This is a genomic window from Parapedobacter soli, from assembly GCF_025460835.1.
GTDB lineage: Bacteria > Bacteroidota > Bacteroidia > Sphingobacteriales > Sphingobacteriaceae > Parapedobacter > Parapedobacter soli.
In genome coordinates this window covers 13281-34373 of sequence record NZ_JAMXAY010000049.1, presented here as the reverse complement: position 1 = coordinate 34373, position 21093 = coordinate 13281, and the positions used below count along the sequence as shown (strand labels likewise).

27 protein-coding genes are annotated in these 21093 nt (G+C 49.2%); 13 read left to right on the top strand and 14 right to left on the bottom strand.

The features are described from left to right. The first annotated feature begins 563 nt into the window (after positions 1-563). Positions 564-1763 (top strand): aspartyl protease family protein, encoded by a 1200-nt coding sequence (locus NGM62_RS17410; RefSeq protein ID WP_262249560.1) that lies wholly within the window; start codon positions 564-566, stop codon positions 1761-1763. A 28-nt stretch (positions 1764-1791) separates the two neighbouring features. Here NGM62_RS17410 and NGM62_RS17405 read toward each other — a convergent pair whose 3' ends face one another. From NGM62_RS17405 to mqnB, 6 genes are all read right to left on the bottom strand, one after another. Then, complete coding sequence (locus NGM62_RS17405; protein WP_262249559.1) at positions 1792-2322, bottom strand: YceI family protein; 531 nt, start codon at positions 2320-2322, stop codon at positions 1792-1794. Between the two features lie 116 nt (positions 2323-2438). Beyond that, positions 2439-2855 carry an OsmC family protein gene (locus tag NGM62_RS17400; protein ID WP_262249558.1) on the bottom strand — a complete coding sequence of 139 codons (417 nt, stop codon included), beginning with the start codon at positions 2853-2855 and terminating at the stop codon, positions 2439-2441. Then, the gene (locus NGM62_RS17395; RefSeq protein WP_262249557.1) at positions 2852-4024 is read right to left on the bottom strand and encodes a trans-sulfuration enzyme family protein; all 1173 of its coding nucleotides are present in this window, start codon (positions 4022-4024) and stop codon (positions 2852-2854) included. Before NGM62_RS17395 ends, NGM62_RS17400 begins: the two co-directional genes overlap by 4 nt. Positions 4025-4093: 69 nt before the next feature. Then, positions 4094-4528 carry a DoxX family protein gene (locus NGM62_RS17390; protein ID WP_262249556.1) on the bottom strand — a complete coding sequence of 145 codons (435 nt, stop codon included), beginning with the start codon at positions 4526-4528 and terminating at the stop codon, positions 4094-4096. An 89-nt stretch (positions 4529-4617) separates the two neighbouring features. After that, on the bottom strand, positions 4618-5604 hold the full coding sequence (locus tag NGM62_RS17385) for a pyruvate dehydrogenase complex E1 component subunit beta (protein WP_262249555.1): 987 nt from the start codon (positions 5602-5604) through the stop codon (positions 4618-4620). Between the two features lie 93 nt (positions 5605-5697). Then, complete coding sequence (gene mqnB / locus NGM62_RS17380; RefSeq protein ID WP_262249554.1) at positions 5698-6306, bottom strand: futalosine hydrolase; 609 nt, start codon at positions 6304-6306, stop codon at positions 5698-5700. Positions 6307-6353: 47 nt separating this feature from the next. Between mqnB and lpxK the strand changes: the two genes are divergently transcribed. Continuing rightward, positions 6354-7406: a tetraacyldisaccharide 4'-kinase gene (lpxK, locus tag NGM62_RS17375; protein WP_262249553.1), complete on the top strand. Its 1053-nt coding sequence runs from the start codon at positions 6354-6356 to the stop codon at positions 7404-7406. A gap of 109 nt (positions 7407-7515) precedes the next feature. Here the strand turns inward: lpxK and NGM62_RS17370 are convergent, their stop codons facing one another. Both NGM62_RS17370 and NGM62_RS17365 read right to left on the bottom strand, forming a co-directional pair. Continuing rightward, positions 7516-7857: a plastocyanin/azurin family copper-binding protein gene (locus NGM62_RS17370; protein ID WP_262249552.1), complete on the bottom strand. Its 342-nt coding sequence runs from the start codon at positions 7855-7857 to the stop codon at positions 7516-7518. After that, the gene (locus NGM62_RS17365) at positions 7854-8408 is read right to left on the bottom strand and encodes a DUF4142 domain-containing protein (protein ID WP_262249551.1); all 555 of its coding nucleotides are present in this window, start codon (positions 8406-8408) and stop codon (positions 7854-7856) included. Before NGM62_RS17365 ends, NGM62_RS17370 begins: the two co-directional genes overlap by 4 nt. 135 nt (positions 8409-8543) lie before the next feature. Between NGM62_RS17365 and NGM62_RS17360 the strand changes: the two genes are divergently transcribed. Further along, on the top strand, positions 8544-9212 hold the full coding sequence (locus tag NGM62_RS17360) for a sigma-70 family RNA polymerase sigma factor (RefSeq protein WP_262249550.1): 669 nt from the start codon (positions 8544-8546) through the stop codon (positions 9210-9212). Here NGM62_RS17360 and NGM62_RS17355 read toward each other — a convergent pair. After that, positions 9209-9778, bottom strand: a complete 570-nt coding sequence (locus NGM62_RS17355; protein ID WP_262249549.1) for a PhnA domain-containing protein — start codon at positions 9776-9778, stop codon at positions 9209-9211. The two genes, NGM62_RS17360 and NGM62_RS17355, sit on opposite strands and share 4 nt — an antisense overlap. 107 nt (positions 9779-9885) lie before the next feature. Here NGM62_RS17355 and NGM62_RS17350 point away from each other — a divergent pair, with 107 nt between their 5' ends. The 7 genes from NGM62_RS17350 to NGM62_RS17320 all read left to right on the top strand — a co-directional run bounded on the left by NGM62_RS17350 (position 9886) and on the right by NGM62_RS17320 (position 16621). After that, entirely contained in the window at positions 9886-10500 is a 615-nt protein-coding gene (locus NGM62_RS17350; protein WP_262249548.1) for a hypothetical protein, read from the top strand. 242 nt (positions 10501-10742) lie between these two features. Continuing rightward, positions 10743-11696: a glycosyltransferase family 2 protein gene (locus tag NGM62_RS17345; protein ID WP_262249547.1), complete on the top strand. Its 954-nt coding sequence runs from the start codon at positions 10743-10745 to the stop codon at positions 11694-11696. A 5-nt stretch (positions 11697-11701) separates the two neighbouring features. Beyond that, positions 11702-12511 (top strand): glycosyltransferase, encoded by an 810-nt coding sequence (locus NGM62_RS17340; protein ID WP_262249546.1) that lies wholly within the window; start codon positions 11702-11704, stop codon positions 12509-12511. Between the two features lie 57 nt (positions 12512-12568). Next, positions 12569-13024: a MarR family winged helix-turn-helix transcriptional regulator gene (locus NGM62_RS17335; RefSeq protein WP_262249545.1), complete on the top strand. Its 456-nt coding sequence runs from the start codon at positions 12569-12571 to the stop codon at positions 13022-13024. 41 nt (positions 13025-13065) lie between these two features. Continuing rightward, entirely contained in the window at positions 13066-14460 is a 1395-nt protein-coding gene (locus tag NGM62_RS17330) for a TolC family protein (protein ID WP_262249544.1), read from the top strand. After that, positions 14460-15440 (top strand): HlyD family secretion protein, encoded by a 981-nt coding sequence (locus NGM62_RS17325; protein WP_262249543.1) that lies wholly within the window; start codon positions 14460-14462, stop codon positions 15438-15440. The genes NGM62_RS17330 and NGM62_RS17325 overlap by 1 nt, the downstream gene beginning before the upstream one ends. Positions 15441-15442: 2 nt before the next feature. Beyond that, complete coding sequence (locus tag NGM62_RS17320) at positions 15443-16621, top strand: ABC transporter permease (RefSeq protein ID WP_262249542.1); 1179 nt, start codon at positions 15443-15445, stop codon at positions 16619-16621. On the opposite strand, the gene NGM62_RS17315 is transcribed toward NGM62_RS17320, so the two are convergent. Then, entirely contained in the window at positions 16618-17019 is a 402-nt protein-coding gene (locus NGM62_RS17315; RefSeq protein ID WP_262249541.1) for a GlcG/HbpS family heme-binding protein, read from the bottom strand. The genes NGM62_RS17320 and NGM62_RS17315 overlap by 4 nt on opposite strands. A 137-nt stretch (positions 17020-17156) precedes the next feature. Between NGM62_RS17315 and NGM62_RS17310 the strand changes: the two genes are divergently transcribed. Beyond that, complete coding sequence (locus NGM62_RS17310; RefSeq protein ID WP_262249540.1) at positions 17157-18074, top strand: AraC family transcriptional regulator; 918 nt, start codon at positions 17157-17159, stop codon at positions 18072-18074. Positions 18075-18168: 94 nt separating this feature from the next. Here the strand turns inward: NGM62_RS17310 and NGM62_RS17305 are convergent, their stop codons facing one another. The 3 genes from NGM62_RS17305 to NGM62_RS17295 form a co-directional block, all read right to left on the bottom strand. Then, a complete protein-coding gene (locus NGM62_RS17305; protein WP_262249539.1) occupies positions 18169-18381 on the bottom strand; it encodes a HepT-like ribonuclease domain-containing protein in 213 nt (70 codons plus the stop codon). After that, on the bottom strand, positions 18374-18640 hold the full coding sequence (locus NGM62_RS17300; protein WP_262249538.1) for a nucleotidyltransferase family protein: 267 nt from the start codon (positions 18638-18640) through the stop codon (positions 18374-18376). The genes NGM62_RS17305 and NGM62_RS17300 overlap by 8 nt, the downstream gene beginning before the upstream one ends. 150 nt (positions 18641-18790) lie before the next feature. Next, positions 18791-19798, bottom strand: a complete 1008-nt coding sequence (locus NGM62_RS17295) for a HEPN domain-containing protein (protein WP_262249537.1) — start codon at positions 19796-19798, stop codon at positions 18791-18793. Between the two features lie 96 nt (positions 19799-19894). Between NGM62_RS17295 and NGM62_RS17290 the strand changes: the two genes are divergently transcribed. Next, entirely contained in the window at positions 19895-20131 is a 237-nt protein-coding gene (locus NGM62_RS17290; protein ID WP_262249536.1) for an addiction module protein, read from the top strand. Beyond that, positions 20131-20430, top strand: coding sequence for a type II toxin-antitoxin system RelE/ParE family toxin (locus tag NGM62_RS17285; RefSeq protein WP_262249535.1), 300 nt, complete (start codon positions 20131-20133; stop codon positions 20428-20430). Before NGM62_RS17290 ends, NGM62_RS17285 begins: the two co-directional genes overlap by 1 nt. A 1-nt stretch (position 20431) precedes the next feature. Here the strand turns inward: NGM62_RS17285 and NGM62_RS17280 are convergent, their stop codons facing one another. Continuing rightward, the gene (locus tag NGM62_RS17280; protein WP_262249534.1) at positions 20432-21088 is read right to left on the bottom strand and encodes a hypothetical protein; all 657 of its coding nucleotides are present in this window, start codon (positions 21086-21088) and stop codon (positions 20432-20434) included. Positions 21089-21093: the final 5 nt, after the last annotated feature.

The following is a 21093-nucleotide window of genomic DNA, read 5'->3' as shown; positions in this document are numbered from 1 at the left end:
AGCTAAAATTCGATTACCCACACTATCCGTCATAGAGCCAAAAAATTTAATTGATTAACGCCATCCTTTTATCGATTGTACGGGACCGGCACATCACAAACTGATTTTTAATAGGGTTTTTCATAATTCGATTTCTTTTAATACCACATGGCATACTACATTAGCATATAAGCGGTAGCCTCCAAGTGCTTAGGGAACGACTAATGTCTTTCCCTTTTGATTAGTACATAAGATTCCCGTGAACGATAAATCACGGCAATTTCTAACTCAAAATATAGCTAAACGGATCTGCGGGGGTATTGGATTAAGCAACCAGTACATTGCTCCAATGTTATCTTTCTTATCATAATATGTTTTTTATTAGTTAAACAAACGTAAAGAAAATGCCCCGGTTGCGCAATCGTTTACACGTTTAAATTTACGAAAACGTTGTAGTAGCTGCTCTGAAGGCGAATTCTTAAGGAAGCGGGGACGGATTAAGGCCGAAACTCGGAAACAGGAGGTAGATTTAGATTATCGGAAGAATAACAGTATCTTTGAGTTGACAAATACAAGGCGTCGTTATGAAAGCCTTACCAATTTTGACCCTCACATTGATTGCCGGCATCTTTCGGCTGCCGGACGTGCGGGCGCAGGAGGAGTTTATCCCACCGCCATCCCAAACATTGACTACCGTGCCCTTCTCGCTAGTAGCTGAAAGTGTTATCCTCATCAAAGGCGTACTGGTAGGGATACCGGATACGCTAACTTTTATCCTGGACACCGGCAGTAGTGGGATCTCGTTGGATTCCACTACTGCCAGTATGCTCGACCTCAACCCGGTGGAATCAGACATCAATATCCGCGGAATCGCAGGGGTTCGGCGGGCCAAATTCCTATACAACAAACAGCTCCTGCTGAATGACCTTACGGTAGACAGCCTCAACTTCCACATCAATGATTATGAGTTCCTATCGTATGTATATGGGGTACGGATAAACGGCGTAATCGGATATTCTTTACTAAGCCGCTACATCCTAAAGATCGATTACGACGACAGCGAAATAGAAATCTGCTCGCAGGGGCCCATTAAATATCCGCGTGGGGGGCATTTGCTCCGGCCATTTATACGCACGTTGCCCGTACTGGGTGCGCAGATCAAAGATTACCGCAAGATCCAGTCCCGCTTCCTTTTCGATATCGGCGCAGGGCTCTCATTGGTCCTATCAGAAGATTTTGAGGCGGATAGCTCTGCCATTCGAAAAAAACGGAAGCGGTTCCCAATAGAGGCGCATGGCGTGGGCGGAAAGCTGAATATGGAGATGACACTCGTCAAGGACTTCAGGCTGGGGCCGTACCGTTTCCGGAATGTTCCAACCATGGTATTCGAAGATGAGTTCAACGTGACTTCATACCCTTACCTCGGCGGACTTATCGGCAACCAGCTCCTTAAGCGGTTCAACCTCATTGTCAATTACCAACGGCGCGAAATCCACATCAAACCGAACTCGCTATACCGCGAGCCTTTCGAGTATTCCTATTCGGGCATGGAGCTGTATTACATGAACGGCAGTATTATCATTGGCTCCGTTGTAGAAGGGTCGCCTGCCGATACTGCAGGCCTAAAAGAAGGCGACGTTGTTGTCATGATAGACAACAACGCCAACCAGAATTTCATTCAATATAAAAAAGCGCTTATGTCGGCCAAAAAGAGAGTAAGGCTAATCATTCGACGCGATGAAGAACTGCTGGACATCTACGTCAAGCTGATGAGCCTATTATGATGCTACGAGTACAGTGTGTATAGTCGATTTATTGCTTTACAAACTGTACGCTTGCCTGGATTTTCACATCATCGCTAACCACTATCGCTCCGGCCTCTGTAACCGCATTCCAAGTGAGGTTATACTCCTTCCGGCTGATTTTGCCAGATACTTCAAACCCGGCCTTGAAATTACCGTATGCGTCTGTCACCGTGCCGCCGAACTCTACGTCAAATTTTATAGGCTTCGTAACATCACCGATGGTAAGGTCTCCCCGCAGGACAAACTCATCATCACCTTTTTCCTCAATGGAGGTTGACGTAAATTTCAGCTGCGGGTGATTAGCCGCATCGAAGAAATCCGCTGATTTCAGGTGCTCGTCGCGCTGCGATTGGTTGGTGTCGATACTTCCAGTCTCGATGGTGAAATCAACTTTACCTGTGGTAAAGTCATCCTCGTTTTCAGTTACCACCGTTCCGTCGAACGACCGGAAATAACCGGTAACCGTGGTAATGACCAAATGTTTTACTTTGAATGCGACCTCAGAGTGGGTCGGGTCTAATTTCCATGTTGTTGCCATAATATCTTTTTTAACTAGTTCGATACAAAGGTAAGCCCCGTTCATCAACCGGGCATTGAACTAGGTTAAGTTCTTCACTTACGTACAACAACCTAACGGGCAACTGGTTTTGAAAACTAGCCTACTTTTATATCATAGGTGATGTCGATACCGCCGGCTGCAAGCATATCGTGTACCGAACAGTATTTTTTTACGGCGAGTTCCGCCGCCTTTTCCGCTTTAACGGGGTCGATGGCGCCTTTAAGGGTAAACGAGATGTGGATACGCGTAAAGACGTTGGGTATGGTGTCCCGCCGTTCACCTTCCACATTGATGTGCATGTCGTCTATTTGCTGGCGCTGCTTTTTGAGGATACTCACCAGATCCAGCGCACTGCACGAGCCCAGTGCCATCAACACCAGCTCCATGGGCCGCGCACCCAGCCCTTCGCCACCGATATCGGGCGAACCATCAATATGTACCTTTACTGAAGTGCTATTGCTGGTGCCTTCAAAATGAATGGCGTCGTTGACTCTATTTAGCGTAATATTCATGATTTACTGTTCGTTAGTGCCTGTTCAATATCGCCGATAATATCGGTTACATCTTCCAGTCCCACCGATATCCGGATGCTGCCCGGCTGGATGCCCAGTTGCAGCCGTTCGGCTTCTGTGAGCTTGGAGTGGGTGGTGGATGCCGGGTGCGTGGCGATGCTTCGTGAGTCGCCCAGGTTGGACGTAATACAAAGCATGTTCAATGCATCAAGGAACCGCTTGGCCCGGTCGTATCCACCTTTAAGGACAAAGGTCACGACTCCACCACCGGCTTTCATCTGTTTCCTGGCAAGTTCGTACTGCGGGTGCGATGGCAGGAACGGATAACGCACCGTTTCCACCTCGGAATTTGCTTCCAATGCTTCGGCGACGGCCAATGCATTGCTGCAATGGCGATCCATACGCAACCCTAATGTTTCGAGGCTTTTGGACAACACCCACGCGTTGAATGGTGCCAGCGACGGGCCGGTGTGGCGAATGAAAAACATCAGCTCATCAATCAGTTCCTGTTTGCCTACCACAACACCGCCGAGCACACGCCCCTGGCCATCCATGTACTTGGTGGCCGAGTGGCTCACCAGGTCAAACCCATACTGAATGGGTTTCTGGAGGTATGGCGTGGCAAAGCAGTTATCCACGTTGAGGATGATATCGGGATATTTTTCCTTGAATTTGCCCAGCCATTCCAGATCTACCAGTTCCAATCCGGGATTGGACGGCGTTTCGAGAAAAATCATCCGTGTATTGGGCTGGATGGCTTTTTCCCACGTTTCCGGTGCGGCCGCATCCACATACGTGGTGGTAATGCCCCACCGGGGGAACAGTTTGGTAAACAGTTGATGGGTGGAGCCGAATATAGCCCGGCAGGATACGATATGGTCGCCGCTCTTGAGCAGTGCTGCAAACGATGCAAACACGGCCGCCATGCCCGATGAGAACGCCAGGCCGGCTTCAGCGCCTTCCATAGCACATACTTTATTGATAAACTCTGTGGTATTCGGGTTTGAATACCTGGAATACACATTTCCCTGTTCTTCTTCAGCAAATATAGCCCGGCTCTGCTCGGCGTCGTCGAAAATAAAGCTGGATGTAAGGTAGAGGGGTACCGCATGTTCCCGGTAGGGAGAGCGGTCGGCCTGTTCGCGGATGGCCTTCGTTTGTTCGTTCATTTCCAATCTTAGTGAGGCAAATCTAGCCAAAGTCGTGTGGAAATGCAAATCACCCGCTGCCTGTTTTTTCTAACCTTTCGTCGTTTTTAGCTGATGATCGAGGGAATAGGGGCCCGACCCGACAACGAGGAAAACGAGGAGCAGTGCCAAAACCACCAACGAAACCCACAGTTCGGAATTGAGGAAGGTGAGCCCCCGGGTGATGTTGACGAAAAACACGGCGACAAACAACACCGGCAGCTGGAAAGCCACCGCCAGGCGCGTGGTCAACCCCAACGCGATAAGGATACCGCCCACAAGGTGGGCGAAAGCGACATAGTGTACGGCCCCCCAAGTGTAGACCTGGATATGGGTGTCTTCAATCAACTGCCGCAGAGATTCCGTGTCGGCGAGAAACATTCCGCCTTTCAGGAAAATAACGATACCCAGACCAATCCGGATAATGTCAAGCCAACGTGGGTGGTGGGCATCGCCCCAGTATTCGATTTTTTGGATGAGATTCATAACCTGGCCTCCTTTCCGGTTACAAAACAAAAAAGCCCGCTTTTTGTTTGAAAGCGGGCTCCGTATTTTGTGTAATCGTTGTTATCCGGTCACTTCTTAATATACATCACTTCTTTTACCGCCTTGACCACACGCTCCACATTGGGCAGTGCGGCCTGTATTAGCGTAGGCGCATAAGGCAGGGGCACATCAGCCGATGTGATCCGCACCACGGGTGCGTCCAGGTAATCAAACGCATCGCGCTGTACTTTATAAGCAATTTCGGATGAGATGGATGCCAGTGGCCACGCTTCTTCTACAATAACCAGACGGTTAGTCCTTTTCACCGAATCGATGATTGCTCCATAATCGATGGGGCGTACCGTGCGCAGGTTGATGAGGTCCACGTCGATTCCTTCTTTGGTCAACGCTGCTACGGCAGGTTCCACCACACGGGGCAGCATTTTCCCGAACGTCACGACAGTCACGTCATTGCCCGATTTTACGGTGTGTGCCTTGCCGAGTTCAAGGTAATATTCTTCTTCCGGCACCTCGCCCTTATCGCCGTACATCACTTCCGACTCCATAAAGATAACCGGATCGGGGTCGATGATGGACTGTTTGAGCAAGCCCTTTGCATCATAGGGGTTGGCCGGTACGACCACCTTCAGTCCCGGGGTATTGGCATACCAGTTCTCAAAATTCTGAGAGTGCTGGGCAGCAAGCTGCCCGGCATTACCCGTAGGGCCGCGGAACACGATAGGAATGGGGAATTGCCCGCCACTCATGGAATTCATTTTGGCGGCAGAGTTTATTACCTGATCGATGGCTACCAATGAAAAGTTGAAGGTCATGAACTCAATGATGGGTTTCAGCCCGTTCATGGCAGCACCGATACCGATACCGGCAAATCCCAGTTCGGAGATGGGCGTATCAATAACGCGCCTGGGGCCAAACTCATCCAGCATCCCCTGGCTCACCTTATAGGCTCCGTTGTATTCGGCTACCTCCTCACCCATCAAAAAAATCTTTTCGTCTTTGCGCATCTCTTCGTTCATCGCTTCACGAAGCGCTTCTCTGAATTGTATTTCTCTCATCGGTTGTTTATCGTTGTCGACTGTATATCGTTATCAAAAAAATATAGCACGCAAACCTACTACAAAAAATCGACATTTTTGAACCCGTGTGTGTCAAAATTGCGCAAATTCCGTCAGCCAGGTATTGAGGTTTCCGATAGCTTGCGCAAGTTGCCAGTTGGATTTATTGCGGCGCTCCACATAGTTGGAAACAGCCCGCACCTGGAGCGCGGGTATGCCGAAATGCTGGGCCGCCTGGAATACGGCTGCCCCCTCCATGCTTTCGACATCGGGCGACAGCCGCTCCACAACGTTTCCGATAGTACGTTCATCGCCATGCACCGTATTTACGGTAATCCCTTTGCATCGGCGTAGTTTATTGACTGCCGCGTGGCGGTATTCGCTACAAAATGTGCAAGGCGCAAGCCCCGCTGCCTTGCTATCGATGAACCGGTCGCCGTCTTCGATCCCCAGTTCCGAAAAGGTATCCTCAACCACCCAAACCACTTCACCCAACGGGATGGCGCGGTCAAAGCTGCCTGCCACGCCCACATTGAGCAGCAGGTCATAAGCAGTTCCGGCGAGCCGCTCGCCCAATGCCAGGGCAGTGGCTACCATCCCCACGCCTGTAATCAGCGTATCCAGCCCTTGCCGTTGCTGCGCCGGCACTCCTAGGAACGGTTTGATTTCCGCTTCCGTTGCTGCAATGACCAATACATCCATCTGCTTTTGACCACGAATGTAGGCAAAATGAATTACTTTTGCCAGCAATGGTTTATCTAAGGGCACTCTTACTGCCGTTCTCATTGCTTTACGGATTGGCGATTTGGCTACGCAATCGGTTATACGATTGGGGGTGGCTGCGGTCCGTGTCTTTTGATCGCAAGATTATCGTGGTTGGCAATCTTGCCGTGGGCGGAACGGGGAAAAGCCCGATGACGGAATACCTCATCCGGTTGCTTTCTTCACGCGGTCGCCTAGCCACGCTAAGCCGCGGCTATGGGCGGCAAACCCGAGGGTTTCTGGAAGTGACGCCCGCTGATACCGCCCGCCGCGCCGGTGATGAACCGCTCCAGTTTAAGCGGAAGTTTCCCGATATTACGGTAGCCGTGGATGAAGACCGCGTGGATGGCGTATCGCGATTAATTAAAACCGGTCACGATACCATCATTCTCGACGATGCCTACCAGCACCGGGCATTACGACCGGGGCTGGCTATCCTGCTGTTCGATTATCGAGCGATGAGCAAGCCGACGTGGCTGCTGCCCGCTGGCAATTACCGCGATTGTTTCCGAGAACGTAGACGTGCGGATGTGATGGTGGTTACCAAAACGCCTACCGATGCAACGGAAGCCGAAAAAAACCGTATCCGCCAGCGGTTATCAAGTAGAAGCGGTGCACCTATCCTTTTCGCAGGCATCGGCTATGGATCTCTTACGCCTTTACGAGTGGAGGAATCTGGTGTATGTACATTGAACAGCGATTTATCCGTACTGCTTCTCACGGGGATTGCCAACCCCCTACCGCTTTACCAATACGTGTCGTCACAAGTGTCGGAAATCGTGCCCATGCGTTATGCCGACCACCACGACTATTCCACCGCAGATATCCAAAACGTTGTTCAACGCTTCGAGGCTATGCCAAATCCGCATAAATTGATCCTTACCACGGAAAAAGATGCCCAGCGGCTATTAGATCCGGCGGTTTCGGGCTTACTGGCCGGGTTACCGGTGTATATGGTGCCTATCCATATGGAGTTTGACAAGGCCGATGATGTGGCCTTCCGTGAGCTGGTGTTGTCTTATTGTTTCAACAGACAATGACCAAAACACATTGGAGCAGATTTAGCCCTACCCGCTAACGGGCACATAACGGAACACGACAAACAGATACCTGTGTCGCCCATTGGGCAGGTGGCACAGGTATCTTCTACTATTCGACGGTGATCTTGCCTTTCATGATGGGATGGATGCTGCAGTAATAGGTGACATCCTTCTGGGCAACAAATGCGAACGATTCGCCGACGACAAGTGGTCCCGAAGTCCACAATTTCGCCGTCTCCTCGGTAACGTCGTGGGTCACGATGTCATTATTGGTAAACACCACCGTGTCTCCTGCGTGCACACGCACCTCCGTAGGTGCGAACTGCATCTGCCGAAGTGAAACATCAACCCGCGCAGCAGCCTGGTGCCGCACCTGTTGGCAACCGCCGACCAGCCATCCGGCGGCAACCGCGAATGCGAACCAGCCGAACACACCAATCCACCTGTTCATTTCTTCGACGTCAACTCTTTCTGAACCATTTCAGCATGCGCTAGGTGCGCCTTCAGTGCCGGAACGACGTTCTCCAATAAAGCTTTCAACTCGCCATTATCTGTCTCGGGGATTAACAGGTTCTCCACGGCACCGATTACCGCTTTATGGTACGCTACTTCGTTATCGATATAAGCCTGATCAAATGCCGCACGCGAATAGCCATTCAGTTCCTTTTGCTTTTTCTTGGCATCTTCCAGCAATTGCTTGCTGACGGCATTGTCCTTGGGCGTGACACCAAGCTTTTTGGCCAGCTCAGCAGCTTGCTTGATGACGGCCTCATGATCATTTGCCATGGTCTGTGCAAACTTCAGAATGTCAGCGTTCTTCGACTTTTTTGTGGCAATGGTCGCGTAGTCGATATCGATCTGATTGGCGACAACCGCCACATGGGCGACTTCTGGGTCTGAGAGTTTGGTTGATTCCTGGGCAACGCCGATGGTGCCAACCAACAACGAGAGCGCAACAGACAAGGCTACGTACCTACCGTACTTTTTCTTTGTTTTTTTCATTGTATTTTTGATTTTAGTTACTACCCGGATAGAGTGGTCGACGGTACAAACGGTTACAACATTTATTTCGCGCCCAATTGTAACTTTTGGCAGTATTGCATACTCCATTGGGTGGGCAAGTAAATTCATGTTTTTATGCGGCACTTCTTGGAAACTTACAAAGAAATGCCCGATGATCTCCTGATTGAGCAGATCCTTGCGGGCAATAAGGCGCTATTCGAAATAATCATCCGCAGGTACGACCGTTACCTGTACAAAATTGGCCGTTCTTATCGGTATAGCCACGAAGACACGGAAGATCTGATGCAGGAAGCGTTTGTAAACGCCTACCTTCACTTGCAGAAGTTTGAACACCGCGCATCCTTCAAAACATGGGTTTCGCGCATCATGCTGAATGGCTGCTATCAATTAAATCAGAAAAAACACAGGCAAGCGGGATGGGAATTACAGGAACATCCGGAAGACCACCCTATCCCGCTATTTGCAGCGGGCAATAAGATGGACACTAATTATACGGTTATGAACAGGGAGCTTAACCACATATTGGAATCAGCGCTTATCCGGATTCCACTTTCCTACCGGGAAGTCTTTGTGTTACGCGAGGCTAATGGACATAGCGTTGCAGAGACCGCGGAACTCCTGCGAATCAGCGAACCCAATGTCAAGGTCCGTCTGTTGCGCGCCAAGGCCATGCTGCGGTCGGAAATTGCCAAAGCCTACCAGCCCGAGGACTTATTTGAATTTAATCTCATCTATTGCGATGCGCTGGTACACCGGATAATGATTACAATTCAGACCGGCTAACCCTGCTTGCGCAAGAATTTGGTGAGGATAACGATCTGCTGGCCTTCTACCCGGCCTTCAATCTGTTCGGGGTTATCTTCCACCAATCGGATGTTCCTAACGACCGTACCCAGCTTGGCACTGATGCTACTGCCTTTTACATCAAGCGTTTTGGTGAGCACCACTGAATCTCCGTTCTGCAAAATGTTGCCGAATGCATCTTTATGTACCACCACTTCGCCCGGCTCTTCGGGCGCCGCCACCGCTTCGGCCCACGCCAATGTATCTTCATCCAGGTAAAGAATGTCAAGGGCATCAGCCGCCCAGCTTTCACCTTTCAGTCGATTGAGCATCCGCCACGCCAGCACCTGCACCGCAGGTACCTCACTCCACATGGCCTCGGGAAGGAAGCGCCAGTCTTCGGCGTTTAACGGCTCCTGCCCCTCAATCTGGGCAAGCAACGACTGGCATACCGCTATTTCATTGTCCGAACGGTCGTCGGGTGGCACGTTATACACCACCACTTCCGTATCATTTCTGCAGAGTTCACATTTGCCACCGCTTCTGGCCAACAGTTTTTCGTTCATGCGGGCAAAGATAACCTTTTCCTCGCATCAAAGCCATGGCTGAGCGAGGATTGGCAAGGGCTGTAGCGAAAACACAGTCCATCGCGTTAACCAGTAAAACTCCAACCATGAATAAAGTATACACCCTACTCGCCTTATTGGCCACCACTGTTTTTAACGCCTGCGAAAAAAGTGATATTGAACATGAAAGCCGGTTTGAACGGAGTTACAAAACCTGGCTTGATTTCAGGAATGCCAGTGGCAACAATTATCGCTACGAGGTTTCCGGTGCCACCTGGGCAGGGTCTTCGTGGCTCACCACCATTACTGTCCGGGAGGGGAAGGTTGTGAAGCGTGATTTCCGATATAACGTATTCAATGATGTCCACATGCCGATTGACGGCTGGGAGTCGATTTCACTGGGTGACTTAATAAAGGAACTCGGCCTCCCCGCCGAGGGTTTCCCGGAGCAGGAAGGAAAGCCTTTCTATGAATCGCTGCAATGGACGGAATCCGGGAGTGAGCTCGGTCTCCACGAATCTTCACCGGCCAGTTGGCTGCTTACCCTAGATGAGGTATACGAAACCGCCCGGACGGTATGGTTGAAAAAGCGGGGCGACGGAAGCGTTTCTTTTGAGACAAAAAACAACGGGCTGATTTCGTCTGCCGGTTTTGTGCCAGACAATTGCATGGATGACTGTTTTTCGGGCATTTCCATCCGGTCAATCGAGGCGATTGACTAACCCTTAGCGCCATGAGGGTGTCTCAAACATGACACAGCCTTAACAAATCTTTTCGTATACTATTCGCGAGTGCAGCCAAGCCCTAGGCATCCTGATTAACGGATTATTCCACCTGGTTCCAGGTCCCTAGAAAAACACAACTGCATCTTTTTATGTAGTAGCGTACCGGCGTCGTTTGTCAAAAAAACGGGGTAGGCCCTATGGTATGCTTTGCCATGCATTTTACTTTTTAATTTGTTTATATGGGTATTAGTGTTATCATTCCGGTTTACAATGCCGAAGAGTTCGTAGCGGCCGCAGTCCTTTCCGCTCTTGCTATCAATGAAGTCCGTCAAGTTATTTTAATCGAAGACTGTTCTCCAGACAACAGCCTGGCCATCTGTCAAGACCTTGTCCGTCAGCACCCTAACCTTGTAGAGCTACATATGCACCCCGACCGGCGGCAGCTTGGAGCCGGAGCAAGCAGGAATCTCGGGTTGGAAAAGGCCAAGGAGGAACTTGTTGCTTTTTTGGATGCTGATGATTATTACTTACCCCATCGATTCGATTACCCCCTCGAACTCCTTCGGAGCCGCCCTGATATCGATTACGTTGTCAGTCCGTCCCAGCTTGAGCACGATTACCTAACCAATAGTGGGCGGTATACGATGATGAGCGAGGCGGCCAATAACACCATGTGCAACCTATTCCCCGCCCTGCTTACTGAACGGCATGGTTATTTTGATACGAACAGTATTTTAATCCGTGCCCAGTCGCTTAAACGGCTGTCCCAGTTGTTCAACCCGACGCTCACCTTACATCAGGACTCCGAGCTTTGGCTACGCATTGCCTATAAATTACGGGGGTATACTGAAAACCTGACGTTGCCCGGATCCGTGGTGCGGAGGCACAGCAAAAACAGGATTACCCACCGTAACGCAAGTTCATTGTCATTGTATTGGGATACCGTAGCGACAGAATTCCAGGGCAGGGAAGTGCACCGTACACTGGCCCGTTTTATCCGCCTGAAGAAAAAGCACTACCACTATTTGCGAAAGAACTCGCCCATTTCTTACCTATACCTCCTCTATATGCAGTTCTACGACGCAGCCGTATTGCCATGGGCAGATTTCTGGAAGACATCGGCCGACACGAGCCTGCCCGTGGGAATCGGCGCCCAATCCCTGCCGGAAGAACCTCAACACCTATTCATTTAACGATTATGCTCACTATCATCATTTCAACACTGGAAGACCGCATCACTCGGCTGAATAAGGCCGTGCAGATACAGCATCCGTCAATCCGATACCTGATTATCCATCAAGCCCGGCGCCGCACTTCACTACCCAACATTCTCTTGCAGCGACCAGACATCGCCGTAGTTACGTCTTTGTCCCGCGGCATTGCTGTCAGCCGGAACATCGGCCTACGTCATTGCGAGACTCGGTACGCCTTAATTGCCGATGATGATGTTGAGTTTCTGCCCGGCGGACTCGAAAAGCTACTTCAGGTCATTACTTCGGAAAAACCCGACTTCGCCTTGTTCAAAATCAAGACACCAAATGGCCAGCCGGAGTATAAAATATACCCCGATAGAACCTATGCAGTCTCTAAGTTGAAGCATTGGGTTTCTTCGATTGAGATTATGGTCAATGCTGATAAAGTCAACGCTGAAAAGCTTTGGTTTGACGAACGGTTCGGCCTAGGCACCAAGCTGGGCTACGGTGAAGAGGAGATTTTCGTTACCGACATGATCCGCAATGGCTGGGAGGGTTCCTATTTCCCTACCTATATTGTGGTTCATCCATTTGAAAGTTCCGGGAAACAAGAAAGAGCACGCAAAAAGCATTATTTTTTTCAAGGAGCTTTTGACCGAAGGACAGGCAAAAGACGGACCTGTAAAAACAACCTTGTCGAATACATAAGGCGCCCCCGCCTATTGGTCGAAGACTTCTATTATCTTCAGGGCAACCGATATATACACGTTACAGGGCGCACTGCATTACCAGGCCCTAACCCGCCCGGTTTGTAATCAAACACCAATCATAATTTGGCATAAATTTTGATGGTTGCATATACAACTATATAAATGTCGAACACGAAAATGGATAAAAACCCTATAGAGGCCACCGAGTTTTACGATTTTTTGACTGGCAAAGCTTATACCGCCCTTTCGCGGCGGCTACAGAAAAACCTTCGGGAAGCAGGCATCGAAATTACCAGTGAACAATGGAGCATTCTGTATGCGCTTTGGGAAGAAGAAGGACTTACCCAGCAAGAGTTGGCACAACGCACGTTTCGCGATAAAACTGCCATAACCAGACTGATAGATAATTTAGTTCGAAGAACACTGGTAATCCGCGTGACAGACGACTCCGACCGTCGGACCAATCTAATCTATTTGACCAAGTCTGGCAGACACCTGAAAGAAAAATGCATGCATCAAGCGAACAAAACATTGGCAGAAGCGTTACACAACGTAGACGCTGCACACACGCAAACAGCAAAAGAAACCTTGAGGCAGGTCTACATAAACTTGAAATAGACACCCCTAAAGGTTGCATAAACAACAATAAGTCAAACAACATGGCTAATTACCTATCTCCAAAACTTACTTTTACGCTATTGATAGGCGTACCACTGTTCGGGTTTGGACAACAAGCCCCCTCACTTCCCGAGTTAGCGAGCCGGGCAATCAGTAAGAGCTACGAACTGGCGAATGCCGAGTTGGCTATCAAAACCGATCAGGAAACTAGAAAGGGCATCCGGGAGACGTATATCCCCCATCTTGAGGCAAACGGGAAATATGCCTATATGGATGGTGAGCTGCTCGTCGACCTCCCCACCACCAGCCTCCCCTTGCTGAACATCCCTCTTTTTGATGGTAGGGAGACTTTTCGAGGCCGCGGCAATCTATGGACCTCGGACCTCACTGCATCCGCAGTTTTGTTTTCAGGCACCCAGGTACCGAAACTAGGCAAGGCGGTAGACGAAAAAATTAAAGCCCAGGAATTCATGCTTGAAAAAAGCCGGCAGGAAATCATCAGCAAAGTAAGTACCGCATACGATCAAATTGCCTTGTTACAGCAAGTTCAGAAACTGCTGGCGGAAAGCCGAAGGCGGTTGGAAATCGAACAGAAAACAGCAGAAAAAGCATTTACCTACGGATTGATTACTGCTTATGAGCTAAACAAAGTGTCGGTTGCTTCAGCGGCCCTTGAGGCCAGGCAAGTGGAATATGAAGGAAAACACCGTCTGCTTATAAAGCAGCTCCACATCCTTACCGACGTCTCCACCGATTCACTTGCGTTGATCAACCACGCTTTACAGCCATACTCCGTGCCTTCCACCGATGCAGCGAGCATCCGTACCCGACCCGAATTAAACGCGCTGGATGCGGCCATTTCAGCCAATGAATATCAGCTGCAGGCAGCACGCGCCCATTGGATACCGCAGGTCAAAGCCATGGCCCGTATCGGCTATTACGGCCTGACCAACGGATCGTTAAAAACGCCATACACCTTTCCATTAAGCGGGCAACCTATCCAACCCGGCATCAATCGCCTCCAGTCGTTCCCCACCTACATGGTCGGTGTTGGCTTCCGCTGGAACCTATTTGATGGGCTACAGGGAAAGCGGGCTGTCAATAAGGCTAAGATAGAATTGCTTAAAGCCGAGAACAACCGGAAACAAGCCGAAGAACTGGTTCAATTGGATTTAGCCAAGGCACAAACCGAATACAACCTCTCCAATAAGCAGGTAATTGCGGGCGAACGAAGGCTGGAGACCGCAGCGAAAGCCCTGGATATTGCTCAAAAGGAATATCGGACCGGCCTGATAAAACCTGCCGAACGCGTCGAAGCCGAGACCGACTACCAACAGGCCGCTCTCGACTATTACCAAACCGTTTTCAATCAGCGCCGGGCCGCCTATCAGCTTTTGATAGCCACCGGTAAGTTAGACCTTGAACAATTAAATTAATGGCTTCAAACATCATGATCATGGATATCTTTAAAACACTAACTACTATCCTATTTGCTGCTTTTCTATTTTCCGCATGCAACCGCCCCCAAAAAACAGGCCTTGAAGGCAAAATCAAACGGGATGCCATTACCGTAACCACAAAGGTGCCCGGCCGGGTAGCTCAACTACGGGTAAGTGAGGGAGATGTTGTTAAGAAAGGAGACACACTGGCTGTCCTCGACTTGCCCGAAGTGGATGCCAAAATTGCACAAGCTCAGGGCGCAGTCCGCTCAGCATCTGCTCAATACGAAATGGCAGAACGCGGTGCCACGCCCAACCAACTAAAGCAACTGCAAGCAAAGCACGACGCTTTGAAAGAGCAATACGAGTTTGCGCGTAAATCTTTCACTCGTGTCGAAGCCATGTTTGCCGATTCGCTTATATCTCCGCAAAGCTATGACGAAGCCATGGCGAAGTTCCAGGGCGCAAGGGCACAATACGACGCTGTCGTTGCCGAACTCGCAGAAGCAAAATCGGGCGTCCGCGTCGAGAACAAACTGATGGCCCTCGGGCAACAGGAGCGCGCAAGCGGCGCATTGAAAGAAGCCGAAGTGGCATCCAGCGAACGTTATATCATCGCGCCGGCCGACATGAGCATTGAAACCATTTCCCTGCATATCGGCGAGTTGGCTACTCCCGGCTACAGCATTTTCAACGGCTACCTGCCGCAAACCACCTGGTTCCGTTTCACCTTAGCCGAAAGCCAGGTTGCCCGGTTCCAGCAAGGCCAGCAAATCAGTGTACGTATTCCCTATCTTAACCAATCCGTTGATGCCACCGTAGCCACTATCAAACAGCTACCCAAGTATGCCAATGTGACCACCGCGTATCCGGATTACGAGCTTGAAGAAGCTGTTTATGAAGTCAAAGCCCGTCCTACGGAGTTAGCACAGGCCGATACCCTGCTCAATAATGCCACCGTTACCTTCATCAATTAGACATGCGAACGTTCTATCAGCTTTTGAAACGGGAATTCCGTTTGTTTTGGGGAAACTCGGTTTTACGGTTACTCTTCATAGGCGCCCCTGTGCTCTACGGCATCCTTTTCGGGTTCGTATACGAAAAAGGGAAAGTCACGGACCTCAATATCATCGTTGTAGACAGTGACAATACGCCACTGAGCAACCGGTTAATCGATATGCTTGAAGACAATGAAGTGCTTCATGTGACCGCGGTCAAACCCGACAGAAAAAACCTCAAACAGCAACTTATTGCCTTAGACGGACAGGCTGTCGTGGTTATTCCCGATCGGTTTGAGGCCGACATACTCCAAAACCGATCGCCAGAAATCGATGTAAACATTAATCTGGCCAACATCCTTACGGCCAACTATGCTTCGCGTTCCATTCAGCTCGTGCTCGGTTCGTTAAATGCCGGTCTTGAAATGGAAGCCCTCCGAAAGCGCGGCACACCCGACTATGCCGTTTCCTCAAAATACGAATCGTTTAGCACCAACTACGTCAGGCTCTATAACCGCTCATCCAATTACATGAGCTTCCTTTGGCCAGGCATGCTTGCTACGATTGTCCAACAAGTGTTATTGTTAGCCTTGGCATTGAGTTTCGCTCAGGAATATGAGCGCGGCACCTTCCAAACGGAACTGCTTAAAGCAACCCAATCGCCACTAAAAACCATCCTTATCAAGTGCATGCCCTACTGGCTGATGATGATTCCAATTGGCCTGTTCTTTTTGGGTTTACAACATTACTTCCGCGTTCCATTAGCCCCACCTCAAGTTGCCCCGGCCCTCTTACTGTCCGCTTTATTCGTTGCTTCTGCTGCCTTTATGGGCATACTTGTCAGCATACTCATTCCGAATCAGTTAAAAGCTACCGAGGTGCTGATGGTCGTTGCCACGCCCAGCTTCGTGCTAAGCGGATTCACCTGGCCGCTTAGTCAGATGCCCCGTTGGATCGCCGCCCTGGCAGATGTCATTCCCCTTACTCACTTCCTGCAAGGATACCGGGTCCTGCTCGCGCAGGAAGGTTCATTCACGGACATCGGCCGCCCACTGGTGTTGCTAGCCATTTTGACGGCCATCTTCGGCCTATTAAGTTACCTGGCCTTGGCCGTAAAAATACGCCGAACCGTCAAGCGGACGGCGTCGCAACCCGGTTAGGCAATCGCGTCTGCACCAGCCTGTGCCACCGCGTGGTCGTTTTCAACGGTATCACCAGATACGCCAATGGCACCGATAATTTCTCCGACCGCATTTTTCAGGGGCACGCCTCCCGGGAAAGTAATCAAGCCCCCGTTGGAATGCTCGATATTGTAAAGCGACCCACCCGGTTGAGACAGATTGCCAATCTCCCCGGTGGGCATGTTGAAATAGCGCGCAGTACGTGCTTTCTTCTGTGAGATGTCGATGGAGCCCAGCCATGCATTGTCCATGTGGACGAAAGCCACCAGGTTGGTGCCACTATCTACCACCGCGATGTTCATCAGCGTGTTCAGTTCTTCTGCTTTTGCCTTGGCTGCAGCTACGGCCGCCTCAGCCTGTTTGAGTGTAATGTTCATTTTTTACGTTTAAGGTACAAGGTTACGGTAATCCCCTTGGAGCGAACGGAACTATCGTTTTTATTATTGGAACTATCCTCCCGTTATGCCCTCTTAGGTTGGTGGTGTCATAAAACATCCTTATTTTAGCCAATGGGATGGAGCATATGGAGCGCGCACATCATCTTTTGCCGATAAATTTGAGTGATGTCACCAAATTGGACAGTCTTGTGGAGCACCGCAGGTCATTCAACCTGAACGATTGCCAACTGAATATTTTCGAGACGTATCACCAAACCAAGGATGTGGCACTATCTTATAATGGATTAGTAGTGTCTAGCATGATTCGGGGTAAAAAAACCATGTCTATCTCCGGTTCCGACCGGTTTGATTTCGTTCCCGGGCAAAGTGTTATCCTGCCGGAAGGTGTATCCATGAAGGTCGATTTTCCCGAAGCGGATATGCAACATCCGGTACAATGCGCCACGCTTGCGCTCGACTGGGATATGGTAAACAAAAACCTGGATTTTCTCAACACGCATTACCCCAATCCGGCCTTGCCGGATGGCTGGCAGCTTAATTTCTGCCGCTACCATTTCCAAAACAATAAAGAACTCGCCTCCAGCATCAATCGGCTGATCAGTATCAGCATGGAAGACGACCCTGCAAAAGACGCGCTGGCAGACCTCGCGCTAAAATCCCTGTTGCTCCGCATCATCCAAACCCAGCACCTGGCGCTTGTGCAGCGCAACGATCCTGGCACTGAGTTGCACTTTGCTCCGGTACTGGAATATATCCGAAGCAATCTGGCGGCAAAAATCTCCGTAGATGCACTGGCACGCGTGGCGGGCATGAGCAAAACACTGTTTTTCCGGTCATTCAAATCTCACTTTGGCGAAACGCCCGTAGAATTCATTGTCCGCGAGCGCATAAAGCGGGTAAAACAGTTACTTGCGGACCCCCAAATGACGGTTACCGCTGCCTGTTATCAGGCCGGCTTCAATAACGTCAATTACTTCATTCGTAGGTTCAAGCGGTTGGAAGGCATTACTCCGGGCGAGTGGGCCGCACGTTAATTTAACCTTACAAAGCCGCGACAGCACTTTTCCAAAACACTCGGATGTGTCCTGTATCTACTTTCTTCGCGTATTCCTTCTATCGTTTCCCGTATCAATTCGCCGGGATGTGCGGGGTTAGCGCTTTGTATTTTGCAGATAACCTTGATGCGGCTTCGCCAATAATCTCGAAATTGCGTTCGACCGCATGTCTTGTTTTAGCATCCTCCTCAAAATCGTTAAATGAATAGCCCTCTGTGTATTCTAGAATAGCCGTGATAGCCTGTTCAATATCAAGTAACAGCAGCGAAATTTCCCGTTCAGACATGGACCAAATCCTTTTCTACATTAGGTAGATAAACTGGCCTAATCCCTTTTCGCGAAACAACGTCTACCTTGTGATTGAATAAATCTTCCAGTTCGTGTGCCAACCGGATATATTGAAAACCATCGATACGAGTGTCGAAATCAACCAAAACATCAATGTCGCTTTGATCATTTTCCTCACCTCGCGCATACGAACCAAACAGACCAAGTTCGGAAAGAGAATACTTCCTTTCCAACTCCGCCTTTTTAGCCTTGAGCATTTTCAATATTTTTGATTTGTTATACATCTACACCAAAAATAACAAATACGCACAAATATTACAACCCTTGTTATTTGCAATAATCATTGGCATCATCACGGTCAAATTTATAGCCGCCGCTATTGCCCGAAATTTCTGCCAATTCCGTCTTTAGTTGTTCCACTCTTTTTTTTGTGCTGCGGGCTCTTCGCTGTCTCCACTTTGGTAAGGGTTACCAGAACCTCCAGATAGTAACGTCGCTCGCTTCTCAAACAAAGCTTTCGCAATCTTCAATGTGTTACCTACCTCATCAAATACGCGCTCCGCATTCCAGATTTCCTCTACATTGCAATAAGGTGTGGTTATTACACTGAGTGTCGTATCAAGCGCATCAATGGTGTGCCTATTCAGTTGAGCACATACTTGTAGCATGCATTTCTCGACTTTTGACTGGAGCTTGGCTATACGATGTGTTGTATAGAATTTGTGGTTGTATCCGAATAAGATGTTCTTATACAGGTGCTCCACGCAGTGATGCAACATCAATGCTGCTAAATTGGACGATTGGCTTTCAAGCATCCGCTTTGCTTCCGATAGGAATACCTCCGATTGCGTGAATAGCCGATCCCGCAGTTCCGGCAGTTCATCTTTCAACTTCTCCAGCGTCTCTTCAGTGGGTTTCGCAAGCCGATAGGGGCTACCTGAAAACACGAGGTGTTCTTCGGTGCAAACCGTGCAGTAACGCGGGTGACCGTCTTCAATCCCCCGTTCGATTCTGTTGGCGGTTTCGAAGTGCATCACCACGTTCTTTTGCGGAAAGCATGCCATGTCCAGCATACCTTTCGTGATTTTCTTTGAGGTGATTTGCGAACCATCCATCACCACCAGAATTTCGGTATAAGCCTCAACATCCAACTCGGGTAGTGCTGGGTGGTTGATTAAGAACAGCCGCTGTGGTTCGAAGACAGCGGTTATCAATTCCAACACCGGTTTGAGTGCCGTGTGTTCAGCCACCACCTGCAATAGCGAACCTATCTTCCGCATCCAGTTGTCAAATTCACCTTGATTGGGGCCGGGATGAAGGTAGATGTGGTTGGTGGTTTGGGAATCGTCGTGGGTGGAGAAGTCGTTATGCTTGGCGATACCACCGCTGTTCATGTGCAAATATGGATTCATCATTCTGGTATTAAGTGAATTAATGCTATTGAGTTATAAACTATTTATCATCTTTCATGAGGAATTTGTATCTTCGTGATGTTGAGTAGACTGTTTATTATGCGTAATACGACCATACGTGAAAAGTTATATGACTATATCCGTTTTGCGGATGACAAAAAGGTAAAAGCCATTTATGCCATGGTTGAAGATGATATAATTACAAAAGGCAGCCCTTGGGATGACCCGGCCTTTATATCCGAACTCGACCGTAGGCTTGCTGAATATGAAAGTGGGAAAATCAATACCTCCACTTGGGAAGAAGTAAAAGCGAAAGCCCGCATATTAAAAACCTAATGCCTTATACCGTAGTTTTACATCCTGAAGCCGAAAAAGAATACTTGACTTCATTTCTTTGGTATGAGGAGCGTTCTCCCGGTTTGGGTGAACGTTTTGAACAAGCTGTAGAAAGTAAAATCCAATCGATAGTAAATAGCCCGCTTCATTACCCAACGAAGAAAAAAAACTATCGAGAGGCCCTTGTGAGTATTTTTCCATTTCTAATTGTCTATAAAATTTATCCTGAGAAGAAAGAGATTTTTATTGCTTCGATATTCCATACCAGTCGTAGGCCTGGCAAAAAATATCGGAGATGATTTAAATTCCGACTTTCATTTCATTTGCCGACCGGATATGAATCAAATGTGCTGCCTCGATTACCTTTAAGAGGTGCTTATGCAGATTGTAAACATAGTTGCTGCCCCTACTGTCGTCTGCGTTGGTGAAATCAATGGCGACGATATACCACCAGTATAAAGCATCACGGTATTGGGGTAGATTTTGATAGTCGAAGAAATCACGGATGACGCCATGCGGATATTCCTTTTCGTCGGCATCCAAATGGAACGGGTAATATTCTTCGCGTTCGAACAGCTTCGGCTTGTAGTTATTGTTGAAATAACCACGAGCCGTGTTGATTTCGTCGGGAAGAAGTTTATCAATATCATTTCTCATTTGGCGATAAAGTTCTTGGTCTGGCATGTAGGTACTGTCCATCAATCGCCGGATAAGCGATAGGGCTTCCACCAGATAATCAATGAATTCATATCGAACAAAGAGTTCCACCAACTCTTCACGGCTCAATTGAAAGCCGGACTTCAGCGAAGCTTGCAGCCATTTATCAAGTTGGTTGCGCCATTCCGGCAGGTTCTCCCAATCAAAAAACTGGCGGATGGCAAGGTAAGGGTTACCGATCTCCCGCAGGTGTAACCGGCGTGGGAAGTAGTCGTAGGGGGTATGATTGGCGAAGGGCATAATGT

What these genes read in the sequence shown, in the direction of transcription:
- NGM62_RS17410 (WP_262249560.1), top strand. Translation starts at nt 564, where the DNA reads ATGAAAGCCTTACCAATTTTGACCCTCACATTGATTGCCGGCATCTTT.
- NGM62_RS17405 (WP_262249559.1), bottom strand. Translation starts at nt 2,322, where the DNA reads ATGGCAACAACATGGAAATTAGACCCGACCCACTCTGAGGTCGCATTC.
- NGM62_RS17400 (WP_262249558.1), bottom strand. Translation starts at nt 2,855, where the DNA reads ATGAATATTACGCTAAATAGAGTCAACGACGCCATTCATTTTGAAGGC.
- NGM62_RS17395 (WP_262249557.1), bottom strand. Translation starts at nt 4,024, where the DNA reads ATGAACGAACAAACGAAGGCCATCCGCGAACAGGCCGACCGCTCTCCC.
- NGM62_RS17390 (WP_262249556.1), bottom strand. Translation starts at nt 4,528, where the DNA reads ATGAATCTCATCCAAAAAATCGAATACTGGGGCGATGCCCACCACCCA.
- NGM62_RS17385 (WP_262249555.1), bottom strand. Translation starts at nt 5,604, where the DNA reads ATGAGAGAAATACAATTCAGAGAAGCGCTTCGTGAAGCGATGAACGAA.
- mqnB (WP_262249554.1), bottom strand. Translation starts at nt 6,306, where the DNA reads ATGGATGTATTGGTCATTGCAGCAACGGAAGCGGAAATCAAACCGTTC.
- lpxK (WP_262249553.1), top strand. Translation starts at nt 6,354, where the DNA reads ATGGTTTATCTAAGGGCACTCTTACTGCCGTTCTCATTGCTTTACGGA.
- NGM62_RS17370 (WP_262249552.1), bottom strand. Translation starts at nt 7,857, where the DNA reads ATGAACAGGTGGATTGGTGTGTTCGGCTGGTTCGCATTCGCGGTTGCC.
- NGM62_RS17365 (WP_262249551.1), bottom strand. Translation starts at nt 8,408, where the DNA reads ATGAAAAAAACAAAGAAAAAGTACGGTAGGTACGTAGCCTTGTCTGTT.
- NGM62_RS17360 (WP_262249550.1), top strand. Translation starts at nt 8,544, where the DNA reads ATGCGGCACTTCTTGGAAACTTACAAAGAAATGCCCGATGATCTCCTG.
- NGM62_RS17355 (WP_262249549.1), bottom strand. Translation starts at nt 9,778, where the DNA reads ATGAACGAAAAACTGTTGGCCAGAAGCGGTGGCAAATGTGAACTCTGC.
- NGM62_RS17350 (WP_262249548.1), top strand. Translation starts at nt 9,886, where the DNA reads ATGAATAAAGTATACACCCTACTCGCCTTATTGGCCACCACTGTTTTT.
- NGM62_RS17345 (WP_262249547.1), top strand. Translation starts at nt 10,743, where the DNA reads ATGGGTATTAGTGTTATCATTCCGGTTTACAATGCCGAAGAGTTCGTA.
- NGM62_RS17340 (WP_262249546.1), top strand. Translation starts at nt 11,702, where the DNA reads ATGCTCACTATCATCATTTCAACACTGGAAGACCGCATCACTCGGCTG.
- NGM62_RS17335 (WP_262249545.1), top strand. Translation starts at nt 12,569, where the DNA reads ATGTCGAACACGAAAATGGATAAAAACCCTATAGAGGCCACCGAGTTT.
- NGM62_RS17330 (WP_262249544.1), top strand. Translation starts at nt 13,066, where the DNA reads ATGGCTAATTACCTATCTCCAAAACTTACTTTTACGCTATTGATAGGC.
- NGM62_RS17325 (WP_262249543.1), top strand. Translation starts at nt 14,460, where the DNA reads ATGGCTTCAAACATCATGATCATGGATATCTTTAAAACACTAACTACT.
- NGM62_RS17320 (WP_262249542.1), top strand. Translation starts at nt 15,443, where the DNA reads ATGCGAACGTTCTATCAGCTTTTGAAACGGGAATTCCGTTTGTTTTGG.
- NGM62_RS17315 (WP_262249541.1), bottom strand. Translation starts at nt 17,019, where the DNA reads ATGAACATTACACTCAAACAGGCTGAGGCGGCCGTAGCTGCAGCCAAG.
- NGM62_RS17310 (WP_262249540.1), top strand. Translation starts at nt 17,157, where the DNA reads ATGGAGCATATGGAGCGCGCACATCATCTTTTGCCGATAAATTTGAGT.
- NGM62_RS17305 (WP_262249539.1), bottom strand. Translation starts at nt 18,381, where the DNA reads ATGTCTGAACGGGAAATTTCGCTGCTGTTACTTGATATTGAACAGGCT.
- NGM62_RS17300 (WP_262249538.1), bottom strand. Translation starts at nt 18,640, where the DNA reads ATGCTCAAGGCTAAAAAGGCGGAGTTGGAAAGGAAGTATTCTCTTTCC.
- NGM62_RS17295 (WP_262249537.1), bottom strand. Translation starts at nt 19,798, where the DNA reads ATGATGAATCCATATTTGCACATGAACAGCGGTGGTATCGCCAAGCAT.
- NGM62_RS17290 (WP_262249536.1), top strand. Translation starts at nt 19,895, where the DNA reads ATGCGTAATACGACCATACGTGAAAAGTTATATGACTATATCCGTTTT.
- NGM62_RS17285 (WP_262249535.1), top strand. Translation starts at nt 20,131, where the DNA reads ATGCCTTATACCGTAGTTTTACATCCTGAAGCCGAAAAAGAATACTTG.
- NGM62_RS17280 (WP_262249534.1), bottom strand. Translation starts at nt 21,088, where the DNA reads ATGCCCTTCGCCAATCATACCCCCTACGACTACTTCCCACGCCGGTTA.